Genomic DNA, 15,346 nt, shown 5'->3' on the forward strand with positions numbered 1-15,346 from the left:
ACGAATTCGTTCGCGACCGCCCCACGCACCCCGACCGGAGTACCAACCGATGCGCCCACTGGTAGCTGTTGTGGTTCTCGCGCTCGCCGGTTTCGCGACCCGGGCCGCGGACGAGCCGAAGGACGCGGCCAAAAAGCTCGAAGGCACCTACGAGGTGGTGGACGTCCTCGTCGGCGGGAAACCCGACGCGAAGAAGGACGAAGTGAAGGTGTTCGAGATCAAGGACGGCGAGATCATCATCAAAATGGAGAATCGCAACGAGGTCGCGAAGTTCACGCTCGATCCGTCCAAGAAACCGGCCCACATCGATCTCACGGCCAAGAACGACATGAAGGTCGAGGGGATTTACGAAGTGAAGGAAACGGACAAGGGGCTGGAACTCACCATCGCGTTCACGCGGGGCGGTAACGGCAAGGGCGAGCGCCCGAAGGACTTTAAGGGCCAGGGCGAAGACGACACGGTCATCAAACTGCTCCGCAAGAAGTGATCCGGGATGGAGGAATCGCAGTTGGACGAGCCGCGACCGCAAGGGAGCGGAAGCGCCTTCCGCTCCCTTGCGGTCGCGGCTCGTTACAGGAGGCACAGGGCTCCCTGTGCTACGGAAGACGGCCCCTCCGGGGCGAAGACTAACACCTTCAATGCCTTTCACGCCGCGGAGCGGCCGGCGTTTTTAGCACAGGGCGGGAATCCTGTGCCCCTTTAACACGGGGTGGGAACCCCGTGTTTGTGTGATTCACCATTCGGGACACCGCGCGACATGGAAGAGTTTTTCTCGCAGGTCGGCCAGTTCTTCGTGCAAGTCTGGAACATTGTTCTGGTCGTCGCAGACCCGCGAAACCTCCGCGATCCGGACCGGTTCCGCGCCGCGTTTGCAGGGGCCGGCGTGTTTTGGGTGGTGCTGTGTGCGGTCGCGCTAATCGTGTTCACGGAAACCGGCCTGCTGATCGGGTTCCTGCTCCCCGGTGATTCGCTTCTGGTGGTGCTCGGTATTTTCGTTCACCTGACCGGGTGGAACCTGTTGCCGTTCCTCGTGTGCCTGAGTGTCGCGGCGGTTGTGGGCGACGCGGTCGGCTATTGGATCGGGAAGCGTGCGGGACCGGCGATCTTTAATCGGCCGTCGAGCCGCTTCTTCAAGCAGGAGTACCTCCTCCGAGCGAAAGCCTTCTACGAGAAGCACGGCGGGAAGACGATCATCATCGCGCGGTTCGTGCCCATCGTTCGGACGTTCGTACCGGTCGTGGCCGGGGCGACGAAGATGGAGTACCGCACGTTCCTCCTCTACAACGTGTTCGGCGGGATCGGGTGGGTGGCGAGTATGCTGTTGATCGGATACTATCTTCTGCCGTTCGCCGACCCGCTGTGTCAGAAACTCCTCGGCGACCCGAACTTCACTTGGGCGAAGCACATCGACAAGGTGGTGGTGGTGGTCGTGTTCCTGTCGATCCTGCCCATCGTGTGGAAGGGGTTCAAGCACTGGCGTGACGGGCGGAAGGCGCCCGACGCAGCGGTCGCGGCCGTGACCGCCGTTCCGCCGGCGGGAGCACCCGCGGCTGAACCGCCGGCCCCCGTTACGTCGGCTGCGAGCGCGGCGCCAACCAAGTAGCGTTACCAAGCGATCGCCTGCTCGTGGCCTCGCGGTTCCAGGAGCCCGGCGAACGGCCGGTGTGAGCCGGCCGGTGGAACATGCGGTGGCCGGTTGTTGCGCGTGTGTCGAGGCGTCGTGACCCCGCCCGCAAGGGCGGTGGTCGTTCGATCCCCACCTTGCTCGGTGATTGCCCCTCGTGTTCTCACCCGCTCTTGCGGGGTTCACCAAATTGGCTCCGTGGTTGGTTTTGAGCTTACACCGGCCGGCTCACACCGGCCGTTCGCCAAGACATCTCCGGGCGAACCGCGAGGCCACGAGCGGGTGAACCAATCTTACTTCGCCAGCAACTCGCGCCCCAAGCGGTCAGCTTTCTGGAGCGCTTCGGACAGCTTCGCCGGCTCCTTACCGCCGGCTTGAGCCATGTCGGGTTTACCGCCGCCGCCCCCGCCGATGACCGGGGCGACTTGCTTCACCACGTCGCCGGCTTTCAGCCCCTTCTTCACGAGATCCGGCGTGACCGCGGCGATGATGGAGGCGTTGTCCGGCCCCTCGGACCAGCCGAACACCACGAACGCCGATCCGCACTTCTGCTTCACGCGGTCGATCTGCGTGCGCACGGTTTCGTTGCTCGCGCCGTCGGGCAGTTTCGCGACCACGACCTTCGCGCCGCCCACTTCTGGCGCGGACGCGATCAGTTCATCTACCACTCCAGTAAGTGCTGCGCCGACGGCCTTCTTCAGTTGAGTTTGAAGCGCCTTCACCTGATCCTGAAGGGCGCTCACGCGCGTTTGGAGTTCGTCGGGCCGGCACTGGAACGCTCCGGCGAGTTCGTCCACGATCGCGCTGCGGGTCTGGACATCGTCGTAGGCCGGCTTGCCCGTGACCGCGGTGATGCGCCGAATGCCCTTCGCGACACCCTCTTGGGCCGAGATCTTGAAGTACCCGATGAGGCCCGTTCTCGGCAGGTGCGTGCCGCCGCAGAACTCCACGGAGTTGTCCTGTTTCAGCTTGTCCGGCGATTCGGCGCCGATCATCACCACACGAACCGGGTCCGGGTACTTTTCGCCGAACACCGCGCGCACGCCGGGCAGTTTCTGCGCCTCCGCGAGCGGCAGCACGACCGCAGCCACGGGCTGATCGAGCACGACCTGCCGGTTGACCCGGCGCTCGATCTCCTGGAGTTGTTCCGCCGTGACCGGTTTGTCGTGGCTGAAGTCGAAGCGCGTCTTGGACTCGTCCACGAGTGAGCCCTTTTGCTCAACGTGGTGCCCCAGAACCTCACGCAGTGCGAGGTTCAACAGGTGCGTGGCGGTGTGGTTCCGCATGATGTCGATGCGGCGCGAGGTCGTCTGCATGGCCTCGACCGTGTCCCCGACCGACAATTCGCCCTCGTGCAGTGTCCCGATGTGCAGAACCGTGTCACCGAGTCGCTGAGTCTTTTCCACCTCGAAGTCGGTGCCCGCCGAACGAACCGTACCCGTATCACCGACCTGTCCGCCCTGTTCGCCGTAGAAGCATGTGCGGTCGAGCAGCAGCGCGACGTTTTCGCCCGCGGCAAGCTTGCCGGACGTCACCACCGCGTTGTCCTGTACCCAGCCGAGTACCTTCGCACTCACGGGAGCGTTACCGAACTTGGGCAGATCGTCCGTTGCGGGCAAATCGCCCTGCACGGCCGTCACCACGAACTCCTTCCCACCCTCGCGCGACTTGATCTTGGCATCCTCCATCTCCTTCTCGAACCCGGGCACGTCCACCGTCAGCCCCTGCTCTTGAGCCATCTGCTGCGTGATATCGATGAGCACGCCGTAGGTGTCGTGGAGCTTGAACGCTTCCTTGCCGCTTACCTGTGTGCGGCCGGTCTTCTTCATCTCCCCCGCGATGCGGTCGAATAGCGTGATCCCGCGGCGTAGCGTGCGCAGGAACGCCAGTTCCTCATCGCGAATCTGGTCGATGACCTTGTGCGGGTTCTTCTTCAGCTCCGGAAACGCATCGCCGAAGTGCTCGACCACCGTCGGCACGAGCTGGTACAGGAACGGTTCGGTCGTGCCGAGCACCTGGTAGCCGTAGCGCTCAGCCCGGCGCAGGATGCGCTTCAGCACATAATCGCGGCCGACGTTACCGATGGTCGCGCCGTCCGTGAGCGCGAACGTGAGTGTCCGGATGTGGTCCGCGATCACGCGGTACGCGGTGTCTTTCAGGTCTTCGAGTACGCCACCGTAGGGAGTGTCGCACTTCGTCACTTTGTGGATCGCCGTGAACAGCGGCATGAACACGTCGGTGTCGTAGTTGCTGTTCTTCCCCTGGATCACCTTCGTGATCCGCTCGAAGCCCATGCCCGTATCGACGTGTTGCGCCGGGAGCGGGGTGAGGCTCTGGTCCTCGTTCCGGTTGAACTGGATGAACACGAGGTTCCAGATCTCGATGACCTTGTCCGTTCCTCCGTTCACGAGCGGCCCGCCGCTCTTATCCGGCGTGTGATCGTAATGCACCTCGGTGCAGGGTCCGCACGGCCCGGTGTTCCCCATCTCCCAGAAGTTGTCCTTCTTGTTGCCGAGGTGAATGTGCGACTCGGGCACCCCGACCTCTTTCCAGTACCCCGCCGCTTCGTCGTCACGCGGGATGCTCGCGCCCGGGTCGCCCTCGAACACGGTGACGTGTAGTCGGGTCGCGTCGAGCTTCCATACCTGCGTGAGCAGTTCCCACGCCCACGCGATCGCTTCCTTCTTGAAGTAGTCCCCGAAACTCCAGTTCCCGAGCATCTCGAAGAACGTGTGGTGGTACGTGTCCTTGCCCACATCATCGAGGTCGTTGTGCTTGCCGCCCGCGCGGATGCATTTCTGCGTGTTCGCGACCCGGACGTGCGGCGGCTTCTCGGTTCCGAGGAAGTACGGCTTGAACTGGTTCATGCCCGCGTTGGCGAACAGCAGCGTCGGGTCGTCGTGCGGCACCACCGGGGACGACACGATGTTTGTGTGTCCGTGCTTTTTGCAAAAGAAGTCGATGAACTGCTGGCGGATTTCGCTGGAAGAGAGCATGACAGAACTCGTGGTTTGGCGCTCCGAATGACGGTCGGTCCCCGGAGCCGGTTATCGAAAAGGACACGAATTCGGAACGAAAGTTCAAGGGCCGCAACCGGAACCATCAACCGGTGGCGCGGTCTATTGGTTTGTGTAAGGGGCGGACTTTTTTCACAGATCTGTCATTTATGAGAGAAAAAGGAGTTGTGAAAGGTCGATGAGTGGTTTACGGTAGAGCTATCAGGACGTGACCGGACGCCGGCACTCCTCCTTCGCCTGTCTTTCCCGCAATCGCGGTGGGGTTCTCGCCCCAGATCGAGGTTTCCGATGAGAACGAATAGCCGAGCGATTTCTGAAGTTCGTGCCGAATCCCGGTTCGCGACTCCGCCGCGCTTGTTAGTCGTCGCGACCGATAACCGTAGCGGTGACGCCGTAGCTCTGGCCGAAGCTCTCGACGCTTACGGGGCCGAGACCGAAGTTCGGTTCGCGGGTGATATGAGTGCGGACGATCACATTCAACCGGATGCCGTGATCGTCGCCGAGCCAACAATGAGAGAAGAAAAAGAGCGTTACTACGCACCGGGAAGCCACCCGCTCCTGGTCGCGGTAACCGACGGCGATATCCGCAAAGAGCAAGCACGCGCTGCCGGTTACGATCTGGTCGTGAGCCGAGCCGTCAGCGCGAAGTCGCTGATGGACCAGTTGGGCGAGCGCCTGCTCCGAATCCATCTGTAAGACCAAACTTCTGAACGGTAGAAACGCGACGCGGGCCGGGATCAGATCCCGGCCCGCGTCGCGTTTCGATTTTTGATGCAATGCGAGGCCGCAAATAACGACTCACGTTGTGCTGCTCGTGGCACGAGCAAAAATGAGGACCATCAACGCAATGAGGGCCGGTTACGCGGCGATTCGCCCCAAATCGACTTGAGTGACCTGAAGGCGCGCGGCGAGGATGGGCTTTTTCGCTTTCAGCACCAACACGCGGCCGATGAACCGTTCGAGGAAAATGAGCGGCAGAATGCGCCAGGCGTGCGGGAGTTCTCCGCGGCGCAGGTGGCGCTTCATGACGCGGTGTTCCCCGAAGCGGGAAAATACCCGTCGCAGTTCGCGCGCGGTGGTCTTCGGAGCGGTCGCGGGGGCCGGCGGGCACCGCCAGTAGATGCGCTGGAGCGGGAGCAGGACGTTCTGCCAGAACGCGGTATCGAAGCGCGCCGGGAACAGCCCGATCACCTTCCCACCAGGTTTCAGTACGCGAAACAGTTCATCAATGCGGGCCGAGGCCGGTTCGGTCGCGTCGTAGAGGGCGTTCCACGTCACCACATCGAACGCGCCATCGGCGAACGGCAATCGCCCGCCCGTTAGCGGAACGAAGTCTGCCGACAGGCCGTGTCGGGCAAAGTTGTCCTGAACCAAATGCGCGTGTTCGTCCGGGGTGGTCGCGATCGTAACGTTCGTGCCGGTACGGGTATAACTTGCTGCGTCGGTACCGAGTCCGCAACCGAGGACGAGGAGCGATTCGCCGGGGTGCCGGCCGAATTCCAGTGCGCGGGGCAGCCAGTGCCCGTGGCGCTGGTACCTTTTTTGCTCTAATTCATCGAACCACGCCGCCGAATACGGTTCGCACCCGTGTCGGGTCGATCGTACCGTGTGCGGGCGGATCAGTTCGTGGGTCGCCGCGACGTGCGGGTCCGGGGCCAGTGGCGCGGCCGGCGCTGGCATGGGGAGCGGCGTGGCGTGTTCGGCCGAGCCCGAAGACTCGACCGCGAACAACTTTAAGTTCGCGAACCCGCTTTCCATAGCGCGCACACCACAGTGGCTCCGGGTAAGATGACCGCACGCTGATAGCGTGGGAAGCGGAGCGGGTCAAGTGCGAGCGAGACCGCCCGGGGATTGCGTCCGGTCGAAGCGGAGGAACTATGAGCCGGTTCTGGGATGCGGTGAAGCGAACGGTGACCGGCGACGCCAGTCCACCGCCGGACATTGAGGCTGCGCTCGCCAGCGCGCGTGCCAAAAACCCGGCCCCGATGTTTTGGCTCCTCGGCAAAACACAGTCCGGCAAGACGTCGCTCATTCGCTACCTGACCGGGGCCGAAGACGCCGCGATCGGGTCCGGGTTCCGCCCGTGTACCAAAACGTCCCGCCTGTACCAGTTCCCCACGCCGGACGCGCCGCTGCTCAACTTCCTCGACACCCGCGGCGTCGACGAACCGGGCTACGACCCCACCGAGGACATCGCCGCGTTCGACCCGAAGGCGCACGTCGTCGTCGTGACCGCGAAGGCGACCGACTTCGCCCAGGGCAACGTGCGGCACGCGCTCGAGCGCGTGCGCGCGGTGAGCCGGTCGCGGCCGGTCGTACTCGTGATTACGTGCCTCCACGAAGCGATCCCCCGGCAGGCGCACCCCGATCCGTATCCCTTTGGGGCGATGATCGCCGACCCCAACGCGCCCGTACCAGAGGGCGTCCCAGAACACCTCCGCGCGTGCATCGAGGAGCACAAGCGGGCGTTCGTGGGGCTGTTCGATTTGTGCGTTCCTGTGGATCTCACCAAATCCGACGACGGGTTCGCCGAACCGAACTACGGCGGTGAGCAGGTGAAGCAGGCGCTCCTGAAGGTGCTCCCGTCCGCGTATAGACAGACGCTCTTGCGCCTCAAGGACGCGACCGACGCGCTGAAAGACGCACACCAGCGCCACGCGGAGCCGATCATTCTGGGCTACACGTCGCTGGCCGGAACTGCAGGGGCGGTGCCGGTGCCGTTCGCGGACATGGTGCTCTTACCCGGCATTCAGGTCCGGATGGCGCACCACATCGGCCAGATCTACGGCCAGCCCATGACCCCGGAACGCTTGCGGGAACTAGTCGCCGCGATCGGCGTGGGCATGATCTCGCGCCAACTGGTGCGGCAGGTGGTGAAGTTCATCCCCGTCGTCGGGTCGGCGGTGGGCGCGACCGTGGCCGCGGCCTCGACGTATGCGCTCGGCCGCGCGCTGTGCTTCTATTTTGAGGCGGTGTGCGAGGGACACGTGCCCACGCCCGACGCGCTGCGGAAGTTCTATCACGAGCACTACGACGCCGCCGAGAAGCAGTGGAAGGTCGATCACCCGAAGGGCGAGACGAAAAGCACCTAACTCTTCGACCTCCGAGGGGACGGGGAGCAGACGCAAGAAATTTGGGCTGCTCTGTCTTTGCTTCCTCCCCTTCCCTTTAGGGAGGGGGTAGGGGGGTAGGTTCTCTCGACGCGAACAGGATTCCCGCATGACCCGGCTCCGCATCGCGCTTTTAATCGTGCTCTTCGCCGCCCCGTTCGTGTTCCTCATGGGCGCGGGCGGGTACCACTTGTGGTCGACCGGGTGGGTGGTGTGGACGTGGGGGCCGATGGTGCTGTGCATCGCCCTCGCGTACTTCTTCGCGTGGCGGTGGACCAAGCGCCCCACCCTGCCGCCCACGGACGACCGGCCCGGGTACTGGACCGATCGCGATAAGGCGGCGTGGGCGCGGGTCACCGAAAAGGCGAAGTCGTTCGAGGCAATCACCGCCAAACAACTCGAAGACCCCAAACATTACAGCGACCTCGCGCTCGACCTCGCGAAACAGGTCGCGGAGCTGTACAACCCCGGCGCGACGGACCCGTTCGACCACCTCACGCTGCCGGAAGTGCTCGCGTGCATTGAGCTCGCGTCCGCCGATCTCGATGAACTGGTGCAGAAGTACGTGCCCGGGTCGCACCTGCTCCGCATCCGCGACATCAAACGGGCGCGGAAGGCGGTGGAGTATTACAAGGTCGGGCAGAACATCTATTGGGCCGGTGCCGCGATCGTGGACCCGCTCCAGACGGCGCTGCGCTATTTCGCTTCAAAGGCCGCCCTCGGCACGCTGCTCGATAGGCTCCAGAGCAACGTGATTCTGTGGTTCCACACCGCGTTCATTCACCACCTCGGCCGGTACCTCGTCGAACTGAACAGCGGGCGGCTCCGGGTCGGCGTGAAGCGCTACCGCGAACTACTCGCGCAGCACCAGGCGCCGCCGATCGACGACCCGGGCACACGCCCGCCCGTTTCGCCCGAAGAGAGCGCGGACGCGACCGTCGCCGCCGCTGCCAACACTGCGACCGGCCCGAAGGCGATTACCGTGAGCATCCTCGGCTCGGTGAAAGCGGGGAAATCGAGCCTGGTGAACGCGCTCCTCGGCAAGAGCGCCGCCACCGTGGACCGACTGCCCGTGACGGCCGGGGTGCGGTACGACTACACGCTGCCGGAGGGCCAACCGGTGAGCATCCTCGACACCAGCGGTTACGGGCAGGACGGCCCGACCGACGAGGATTTTGCTGCCGCGGTGGAGGCGTCGCGTGACGCGGACCTGATTTTGCTCGTGACGCAGGCGACCGTTCCCGGGCGCCAGCCGGACCTCGACCTGCTCGGCCGGCTGCGGGCGTGGTTCGCGGAGAAGCCGCACCTGCGCATGCCGCCGGTGGTGGTGGTCGTTTCGCACATCGATTTACTCAGTCCGAAAGCGGAGTGGGCGCCGCCCTACGACTGGAAGACCGGCCAGCGCCCGAAGGAAGTCAACATCCGCGAGTGCCTGGACGTGGTGCGGGAGCAACTGGGCACGCACGCAACGGACGTAGTGCCGGTCTGCGGGCGCGAGGGCGAGCGGTTCGGGATCGTTGAGGGGTTGATACCCGCGGTCGTGGCTCACCTCGACCACGCGCGGGGCGCCGCGGTTCTGAAGGCGTTCGAGGACGAAGCGGGCGCGCGGAAGTACGAGAAGATCGGTGAACAGGTCATCGCCGGCGGTAAGCAGGTGCTGAACGTGCTCCGGGACGTGTTCGGGAAGAAGTAGGGTGAGGCGGTGGCTACGGTTTATGTAGGGTGGGTCGAGCCGGCTCTGCGGCGAAGGCCCACCACAACCGTTAACCGCGAAGGCACGTCTGGGCGCTCGACTTTCTGTGGTGGGCCTTCGCCGCAGAGCCGGCTCGACTACATAAACGGCCCCAACCACGGACCACGAAGCCCCACTTTCGGGGGCCAATCCCCGCGCTCTTTGTCGCGGGCGGTGGTGGGCCTTCGCCGCTGAGCCGGCTCGACCCACCCTACAAAACGGCCACACCACAACCGCCGAAGCGCCTTCCGTACCGCGGTAGGTCTTCGCCGCGAGTGGGCGACCCAACCTCCAAAATCACTTGTTGAAGTGCCCGGTGAACGCGCCGGGGTTCGCGACCAGCGGGCCGTACATTTCCGGGCGCCGCCAATTCACGCGGTCGATCTCGTACTCGCCGACGCACGTCACCACGCGCTTCTGCGCCGCGGCCGTCGGGTTCACTTCGATGGTAAAGATCGCTTCCTCGCCCTCTGGGGCGAAATGCAGCACGTTACCCAGGTAGTCCGCGGCCGAACTCAGCCCGATGTAGTGGAACCCGCTCTCGTCGCCGACGCGGTTCACCGCGAGGTAGTAGATGTGGTTCTCCCACGCGCGCGCCGCGGAGACCAGTTCGGCCATCTTGCGGGCGTTCGTGGCCCAGTTGGTCGGGAGCACGACGAGATCGGCTCCGAGGAGCGTGAGGACGCGCGCCGATTCCGGGAAGCTGCCGTCGAAGCAGATGTTCATCCCGATCTTCAGCCCACCCAGGTCGTGGACCGCGAGCGGGCGGTCGCCCGGATCGGTGAACCGGTCCGCGCCCAGACAGGGCAGGTGTAGTTTGCGGTAACCCGCGACGAAGCCCTGCGGCCCGACGAGGGCGGACGAGTTGTAGAGCTTGCCGTCGGGCGCGGATTCGAGCAGCCCGAAGACGGCCCACACGCCTAATTCGGCGCACGCTTTCGCGACGACGTCGGTGCTCGGGCCGGGGAGCGGTTCCGCGGCAGCCAGGGCGTGCGCGCGCGACGTGAACCCGTACCCGGAGAGCACGCACTCGGGGAACACGACGAGCTTCGCCCCGCGCGCGGCGGCCCGGCGCAAGTTCGCGACGACGGCGGAGCGGTTCGCAGCGAGAGCGCCCAGCGCGCAGTCCATCTGCACGCCGGCCACGGTCCAGTTCGACATCGGGTACCCTCACCTGGCGCCCGCGCGGAATGACCCCGCGCGGACCGCCGGCCTACGGTTTGGCGGCTTGCTTCTCGGCCCGTTCAATCAACTGCAGGTACTGCTCCGCGAGCGGCGGGCGCACCGAGGGCAGCCCCCACCCGGCGGGCGGCTTGCGGTGCGACTCCTTGAACCGCTCCTTCGCGGCCGGGATGTCGCCCTCCAAAAGGAACAGAACGCCGCGGCGGTAGAAGAAGTCGGCTTCGGAATTTAAGTTCTCGATGGCACCCCGCTGGATCATTACGCGCAGCACGTCCCACGAACTGAGCCAGAGGTACGATCGGAGCACCTGGTCGTGACCGGGCACGAGTGCGAACGGCGGGACGATCATCGTGTGTACGACTTGGGTCGGGTCTTTCGTGGGATTGGCCCCTCGAGCCGCACGGTTGATGTAATCCCTGGGGACTTCGGGGCCGGGCGGTTTGTTTAATTTCTCCAATTGGCCGACGTCGGGGTTGAGTGCGTCCCACACGTCGCCGGCGGTCTTGTATTCGCCGGCGAGGACCGATTTTTGATACTTGAGCATTTGCACCAGTGGCACCACGTGTGCCTGGGCGATTCGGTCGGCCCTGTCCGGGTCGGTTAAAACCTTAAGTAAGTCGGCCGCGTCTTCGATTCGACCGGTCGCGAGCGCGAGCGACACCTGTAGCGCGAAAACGCGGACCGCACTTTCCCCGAACTCTTTGTCGAAATCAGCGTCTTTTAGTAGCTCCAGCGCTTCGCTGAGCATGCAGTTCCGAATAGCGCTTTGAAAGGCGGTAGACAGTTTCGGTGCCGGCCCCTTACCCGTTTCGTACCGCTCCTTGTATCGGATCAGAGTGTTCTCAATTTCCACCTTGCGATTTTCGACCTGTTTGATGTTGTTTTTTTGATCTTCGCCCGACATCTCAGCGAAATCAATCGGGGCGTATTCGAGGGCCTTCCGGAGCGCGTCGTGGGCCGCGTCGATGGCGAGCACGAACGGGACCCCGTTGTTGATCGGTACCATGTTGGGGGTCGCGCTCGCCGCTCGCGCCACCGCGCCGTTGCCGCGGTCGGCGAAGATCGGCTGGCTGAGCCCTTGCAGGATCAGTGCCGAGCCGGCGTCCACCATGAGCCCGCTGTACTCGACCATTTCCTTACCCCGTGGGTCGCGCCACCGAAGCGGGGTGCCGAGGTACGCTTCGCTCAGTTCCAGGGCCACGGCGGTCGCGGGTGCGGCAAACTGGCCGCGCTTGTACTGGTCGGGCCGCGGGAGCCGCACCAGGCACTGGCGGTACGCGGTCACCCGCCCCAAGGCCCGCTCGCCGTCGGTGAGCGGCAGGTCCGGGTCGGCCAGGGCCTGGGCGAGTGCGTAGTACCCGTCGGGGTGATCCGGGTCCTCGGCGATGGCCCGGCGCGCGGCTCGGATCGCCAGTAGGGGGATGGCGCGCATCGCGGCATCATCGGATTCGGCGCCCGCGTAGTTCGGCGCGACGTGCAGCAGTTTCGCCTGTTCCGCCGTGCGCAGCGCGAAATGGTGAAGTGCGTGCCGGTCCGCCGCCCACCAGCCGAGGGTGAGGGGCCGGACGAGTGCGTGGCGGATCCTGTCGCGCTCGGTCAGAGCGCTCTTGTAAACGAGCCACCCGATCGCCTCAGCGGCGCCGGCCGGGGCGTTGCGCGGGGTGCGCACGAACGCTTCCTCCCACCCGGCGGGGGCGAGTGGTTGTTGGAGCACCGGCTCGGGAATTTTTTTAACCCCCGCTCCGAATGCCAGAAGGCCGGGGTCCAGGCGCAGGTTCGCGAACGAGGGCTTGCCCCCGCTCGGCCCCGGGCGCCAACCGAACACGGCGGTGCGCCCGTCCGTGTACCACGCGGACCACTCGCCCCACTGCATGTACAATCGTTGCGTGGCGAATTGGGTCAGTAACCGCAACCTGTTAATCTCGCTGGCGCCGGAGTGGAGCGCCAGGTACTCGGCGCCGCGGCGCGCGAGCACGTCGGTCGCGTCTTGCGGCACCGGCGGTTCGTCGCCGACGCGGATCAGCCCCAGCCCCTTGCGGATCGCGAGGTAATCCGCCAGTTCGCGGCGGTGGTGGTTGAACCGCCCGTTGAGGAGCACCTTTTCCTGCGGCGCGAACCAGGCTACGTAGTTCGCCAGGTCGGTGCTCGTGATGACCCCGCGGGCGTCGGCCGGCAGCCCGCCGTCCGTGCGCCACGTTTTGAGTTGCTCGGACGCTTGAACCAGCGCCGGGTCGGGTTCCACCGCCCAGACCAGGCGCCGGGCGTTCGCGGGGTTGTTCGCGTCCGGGTGAACCCAGCCGGGGTACGCGAGAACGCACAACAGGCACACCGCGAGGACCGAAAGCACGCGCCCGCCGGACGAGCCGATCAGTAGCAGCCGGGTGAGCGGGTCGCCCCAGGTCTTGAGTTCGGCGCGCCCGCTAAATGCGTTCAACTGTGATGCCACCAGTGGTACCGCGACGAGCACGAAGAACGGGATGGCGTAGATGCTCAGGAAGCTCAGCACTGCGAAGCCGAGCCACAGCGTGACGTGCGAAAGGCGGATGCGGCCGACGCCCAAGCTGCCGGCCAACCCGATGACCGTGGCGCCGAGCACCAAGAGGAGGACGTAGGCCAGCCCGTTCGCGTTGTAGCCGAGCCCCGCGTTATCGACGTAGATGTTGTCGTAAGGTGCGTAGAGCATTTGCCGCAGGCGCGGGTCCGATTCCGCGCCGGGCGCGCCGACCAGCTCGAACGGGAGCTCCCACACGCGGACGTGGTTCGGGGTCAGCGTACAAGCCAGAAGTCCGATCCCCAGGGCCTTCGCGAGGGTCGCGGTGTCGGGCAACCGGCCGAGGGTGTCGGTACCCGCGTTCCCCTCGGGCTCGTCCGGCGAATTGAACCCGTATTTCTGAATCAGGTCGCCGACGAGGATGAGGGCCAGCGCGAGCGGCCCGATGAAGAACCACTGGTCGCAACTCGCCCACACCCAGAATGTGATTCCGATGGCGATCGGGAACTGCCACGAGTCCTTCTTGTGCGGCACGCGGAACAGTAGAAACAGCGTAACCGCGAGTAATAACACGGACGCGACGAACGGGCGCAGTGTGAACTGCGGGGCCGCCGCGAGCACCCCCACGCACGCGACCGCGGCCCACGGCCAGAGCGAGAAGTTCGGCCGCCGGATCGCGATCAACAGGCCGAACGTGAGCGCGACGAGGAGCGCCTTCGCGACCACGAGCACCACTCCATCGCCCCCGTACAGGGGGTACATGAGGGCGTCCGCGAGCCAACTGTGGTTCACCCAGGTGCGCCCCTCGGCGCTGTAACTGAACGGGTCGCTCCCGCCGGGGAAGTATTCGCCCGCGAACAGGCGCTTGCCGGTCGCGAGGTGGACCCACAGGTCCGAGTTGCGGGCGGCGAACGATGCCGCGGCGAACGCGAGTAACAGCACCAGACCGACGAGCGCCGCGTCCACGCCACCGAACCAGTTCGGCCACGTGGCGAGCTTCGGCTGAGGGGCGGCCGCGGGCACGCTGGAGGCGTCCGCGCTGGAGGTGGGATCGGGCTGTTCGTTCGGTCCCTCGGGGGTTCCGTCACTGGGGGGCGGTGGCGGCGGTGGCGGCGGAACGGACAGCTTCACGACGACCTCATCAATGATGGCGCAAAGGCGGACGTGGTATCACGCTAGGCTCTCCCACATGTACGGTCAAGCAGGGGCCGTAGTTCGGTGCCGCGGGGCGGCCGAATCCCGGGCGCGCGGGCGGGCGGCTCGTGCGTGTGGCTACGGGAATGCACCCGACGTGAACGACGACACGCGGTTCGGAGCACGTTCCGCTATCTACGATTCCGTCATCATGGCTTCGAGTTGGGCGGCGGTGAGGAAGAGGCGGTAGGGGCGGCCGGGGAGTTCGGTGAAGTCGAAGTGTTGGTAAAATGCTTTAGAAGTGTCGTCGATGCAATCGAGAATGACCGCGATGAAGGCGAACGTCTGCCCGGCCTGATAGCAGTCGCGTAGGGCTTGTGCGAGTAGTAACCGCCCCAACCCCTGTCCCTGTCGGTCGACCGCCACGCCGAGCCACGCCAGCACCGCAACCGGCAGCATTCGACGCGGGAGTTTCTTGGCAGCTTCGGCCGGGAGATCGCCGAAATCGACCTGACCGGTCGCGAGCGTGAAGTAGCCAGCGATGCCCCCGGATTCGTCGAGAATCACTTTCGTTGCGGAAAGGTGCTTGTCCTGGTTCTGAAGCGCCTTTGTCGCGAGCCAGTCGTCCACGTCGGTCTGACCGCTCGCGAACGCTTTTCGGGGGTGAGATTTCGCCAACCGTTCGAGCCGGAACCCGATCGGGAACCGCACATCGCTCATGCTCTCGACCCTTCTATTCGGAGCAGTGGGATTTTGTTGTGAAGGTGGGTTACGATTCACCTCGCATGAGTTTGCCGAGCGCCTTCTGCGCCGCGGTCAATTTGACGGGAGTACTGAGCGCGGTCCAGAACGCGAGTTGTTCGTCCGGTGTCATGGCAATGGTTTGCTCGTGGGCCGCCGTAACTTCTTTGCGGGCTTGTGCAACGGTCACCTGCCGAACGTAATCACTCACGCTAATACCGCGCAGTTCCGCTGCACGGGTCAGCACGCCTTTGCTCTCTTCATCAAGCCGAACCATGAGTGGACTGGCGGCTTTTGAATGCGCTTTTGCCATTG

The 15,346-nt window shown here is 64.9% G+C and carries 11 protein-coding genes; 5 read left to right on the plus strand and 6 right to left on the minus strand.

From position 1 onward, the window contains the following. Nucleotides 1–49 precede the first annotated feature (49 nt). Nucleotides 50–487 carry a TIGR03067 domain-containing protein gene (locus tag J8F10_RS31065; protein ID WP_210660462.1) on the plus strand — a complete coding sequence of 146 codons (438 nt, stop codon included), beginning with the start codon at nucleotides 50–52 and terminating at the stop codon, nucleotides 485–487. A gap of 270 nt (nucleotides 488–757) precedes the next feature. Further along, nucleotides 758–1,603 (plus strand): DedA family protein, encoded by an 846-nt coding sequence (locus tag J8F10_RS31070; protein WP_210660464.1) that lies wholly within the window; start codon nucleotides 758–760, stop codon nucleotides 1,601–1,603. Nucleotides 1,604–1,917: 314 nt separating this feature from the next. Here the strand turns inward: J8F10_RS31070 and alaS are convergent, their stop codons facing one another. Beyond that, nucleotides 1,918–4,620 (minus strand): alanine--tRNA ligase, encoded by a 2,703-nt coding sequence (alaS, locus tag J8F10_RS31075; RefSeq protein WP_210660466.1) that lies wholly within the window; start codon nucleotides 4,618–4,620, stop codon nucleotides 1,918–1,920. Between the two features lie 309 nt (nucleotides 4,621–4,929). Here alaS and J8F10_RS31080 point away from each other — a divergent pair, with 309 nt between their 5' ends. Next, the gene (locus tag J8F10_RS31080; protein ID WP_210660468.1) at nucleotides 4,930–5,337 is read left to right on the plus strand and encodes a hypothetical protein; all 408 of its coding nucleotides are present in this window, start codon (nucleotides 4,930–4,932) and stop codon (nucleotides 5,335–5,337) included. 162 nt (nucleotides 5,338–5,499) lie between these two features. On the opposite strand, the gene J8F10_RS31085 is transcribed toward J8F10_RS31080, so the two are convergent. Continuing rightward, on the minus strand, nucleotides 5,500–6,399 hold the full coding sequence (locus J8F10_RS31085) for a class I SAM-dependent methyltransferase (protein WP_246524548.1): 900 nt from the start codon (nucleotides 6,397–6,399) through the stop codon (nucleotides 5,500–5,502). 119 nt (nucleotides 6,400–6,518) lie between these two features. Between J8F10_RS31085 and J8F10_RS31090 the strand changes: the two genes are divergently transcribed. Both J8F10_RS31090 and J8F10_RS31095 read left to right on the plus strand, forming a co-directional pair. Then, entirely contained in the window at nucleotides 6,519–7,733 is a 1,215-nt protein-coding gene (locus J8F10_RS31090; protein ID WP_246523676.1) for a YcjF family protein, read from the plus strand. Between the two features lie 127 nt (nucleotides 7,734–7,860). Next, on the plus strand, nucleotides 7,861–9,444 hold the full coding sequence (locus J8F10_RS31095) for a GTPase family protein (protein ID WP_210660473.1): 1,584 nt from the start codon (nucleotides 7,861–7,863) through the stop codon (nucleotides 9,442–9,444). Between the two features lie 336 nt (nucleotides 9,445–9,780). Here the strand turns inward: J8F10_RS31095 and J8F10_RS31100 are convergent, their stop codons facing one another. The 4 genes from J8F10_RS31100 to J8F10_RS31115 all read right to left on the minus strand — a co-directional run bounded on the left by J8F10_RS31100 (nucleotide 9,781) and on the right by J8F10_RS31115 (nucleotide 15,344). Continuing rightward, entirely contained in the window at nucleotides 9,781–10,644 is an 864-nt protein-coding gene (locus J8F10_RS31100) for a carbon-nitrogen hydrolase family protein (protein ID WP_210660475.1), read from the minus strand. Between the two features lie 52 nt (nucleotides 10,645–10,696). Beyond that, nucleotides 10,697–14,287, minus strand: a complete 3,591-nt coding sequence (locus J8F10_RS31105) for a hypothetical protein (protein WP_210660477.1) — start codon at nucleotides 14,285–14,287, stop codon at nucleotides 10,697–10,699. Nucleotides 14,288–14,485: 198 nt separating this feature from the next. Further along, on the minus strand, nucleotides 14,486–15,010 hold the full coding sequence (locus J8F10_RS31110; protein WP_210660479.1) for a GNAT family N-acetyltransferase: 525 nt from the start codon (nucleotides 15,008–15,010) through the stop codon (nucleotides 14,486–14,488). Nucleotides 15,011–15,059: 49 nt separating this feature from the next. Further along, nucleotides 15,060–15,344 (minus strand): type II toxin -antitoxin system TacA 1-like antitoxin, encoded by a 285-nt coding sequence (locus tag J8F10_RS31115; RefSeq protein WP_210660480.1) that lies wholly within the window; start codon nucleotides 15,342–15,344, stop codon nucleotides 15,060–15,062. Between the last annotated feature and the right edge of the window lie 2 nt (nucleotides 15,345–15,346).

It is taken from the genome of Gemmata palustris (assembly GCF_017939745.1).
In the GTDB taxonomy this organism is placed as follows: domain Bacteria; phylum Planctomycetota; class Planctomycetia; order Gemmatales; family Gemmataceae; genus Gemmata; species Gemmata palustris.

Excerpts from the sequence above, each read along its gene's own strand:
- J8F10_RS31065 (WP_210660462.1), top strand. The coding sequence starts at position 50 with ATGCGCCCACTGGTAGCTGTTGTGGTTCTCGCGCTCGCCGGTTTCGCG.
- J8F10_RS31070 (WP_210660464.1), top strand. The coding sequence starts at position 758 with ATGGAAGAGTTTTTCTCGCAGGTCGGCCAGTTCTTCGTGCAAGTCTGG.
- alaS (WP_210660466.1), bottom strand. The coding sequence starts at position 4,620 with ATGCTCTCTTCCAGCGAAATCCGCCAGCAGTTCATCGACTTCTTTTGC.
- J8F10_RS31080 (WP_210660468.1), top strand. The coding sequence starts at position 4,930 with ATGAGAACGAATAGCCGAGCGATTTCTGAAGTTCGTGCCGAATCCCGG.
- J8F10_RS31085 (WP_246524548.1), bottom strand. The coding sequence starts at position 6,399 with ATGGAAAGCGGGTTCGCGAACTTAAAGTTGTTCGCGGTCGAGTCTTCG.
- J8F10_RS31090 (WP_246523676.1), top strand. The coding sequence starts at position 6,519 with ATGAGCCGGTTCTGGGATGCGGTGAAGCGAACGGTGACCGGCGACGCC.
- J8F10_RS31095 (WP_210660473.1), top strand. The coding sequence starts at position 7,861 with ATGACCCGGCTCCGCATCGCGCTTTTAATCGTGCTCTTCGCCGCCCCG.
- J8F10_RS31100 (WP_210660475.1), bottom strand. The coding sequence starts at position 10,644 with ATGTCGAACTGGACCGTGGCCGGCGTGCAGATGGACTGCGCGCTGGGC.
- J8F10_RS31110 (WP_210660479.1), bottom strand. The coding sequence starts at position 15,010 with ATGAGCGATGTGCGGTTCCCGATCGGGTTCCGGCTCGAACGGTTGGCG.
- J8F10_RS31115 (WP_210660480.1), bottom strand. The coding sequence starts at position 15,344 with ATGGCAAAAGCGCATTCAAAAGCCGCCAGTCCACTCATGGTTCGGCTT.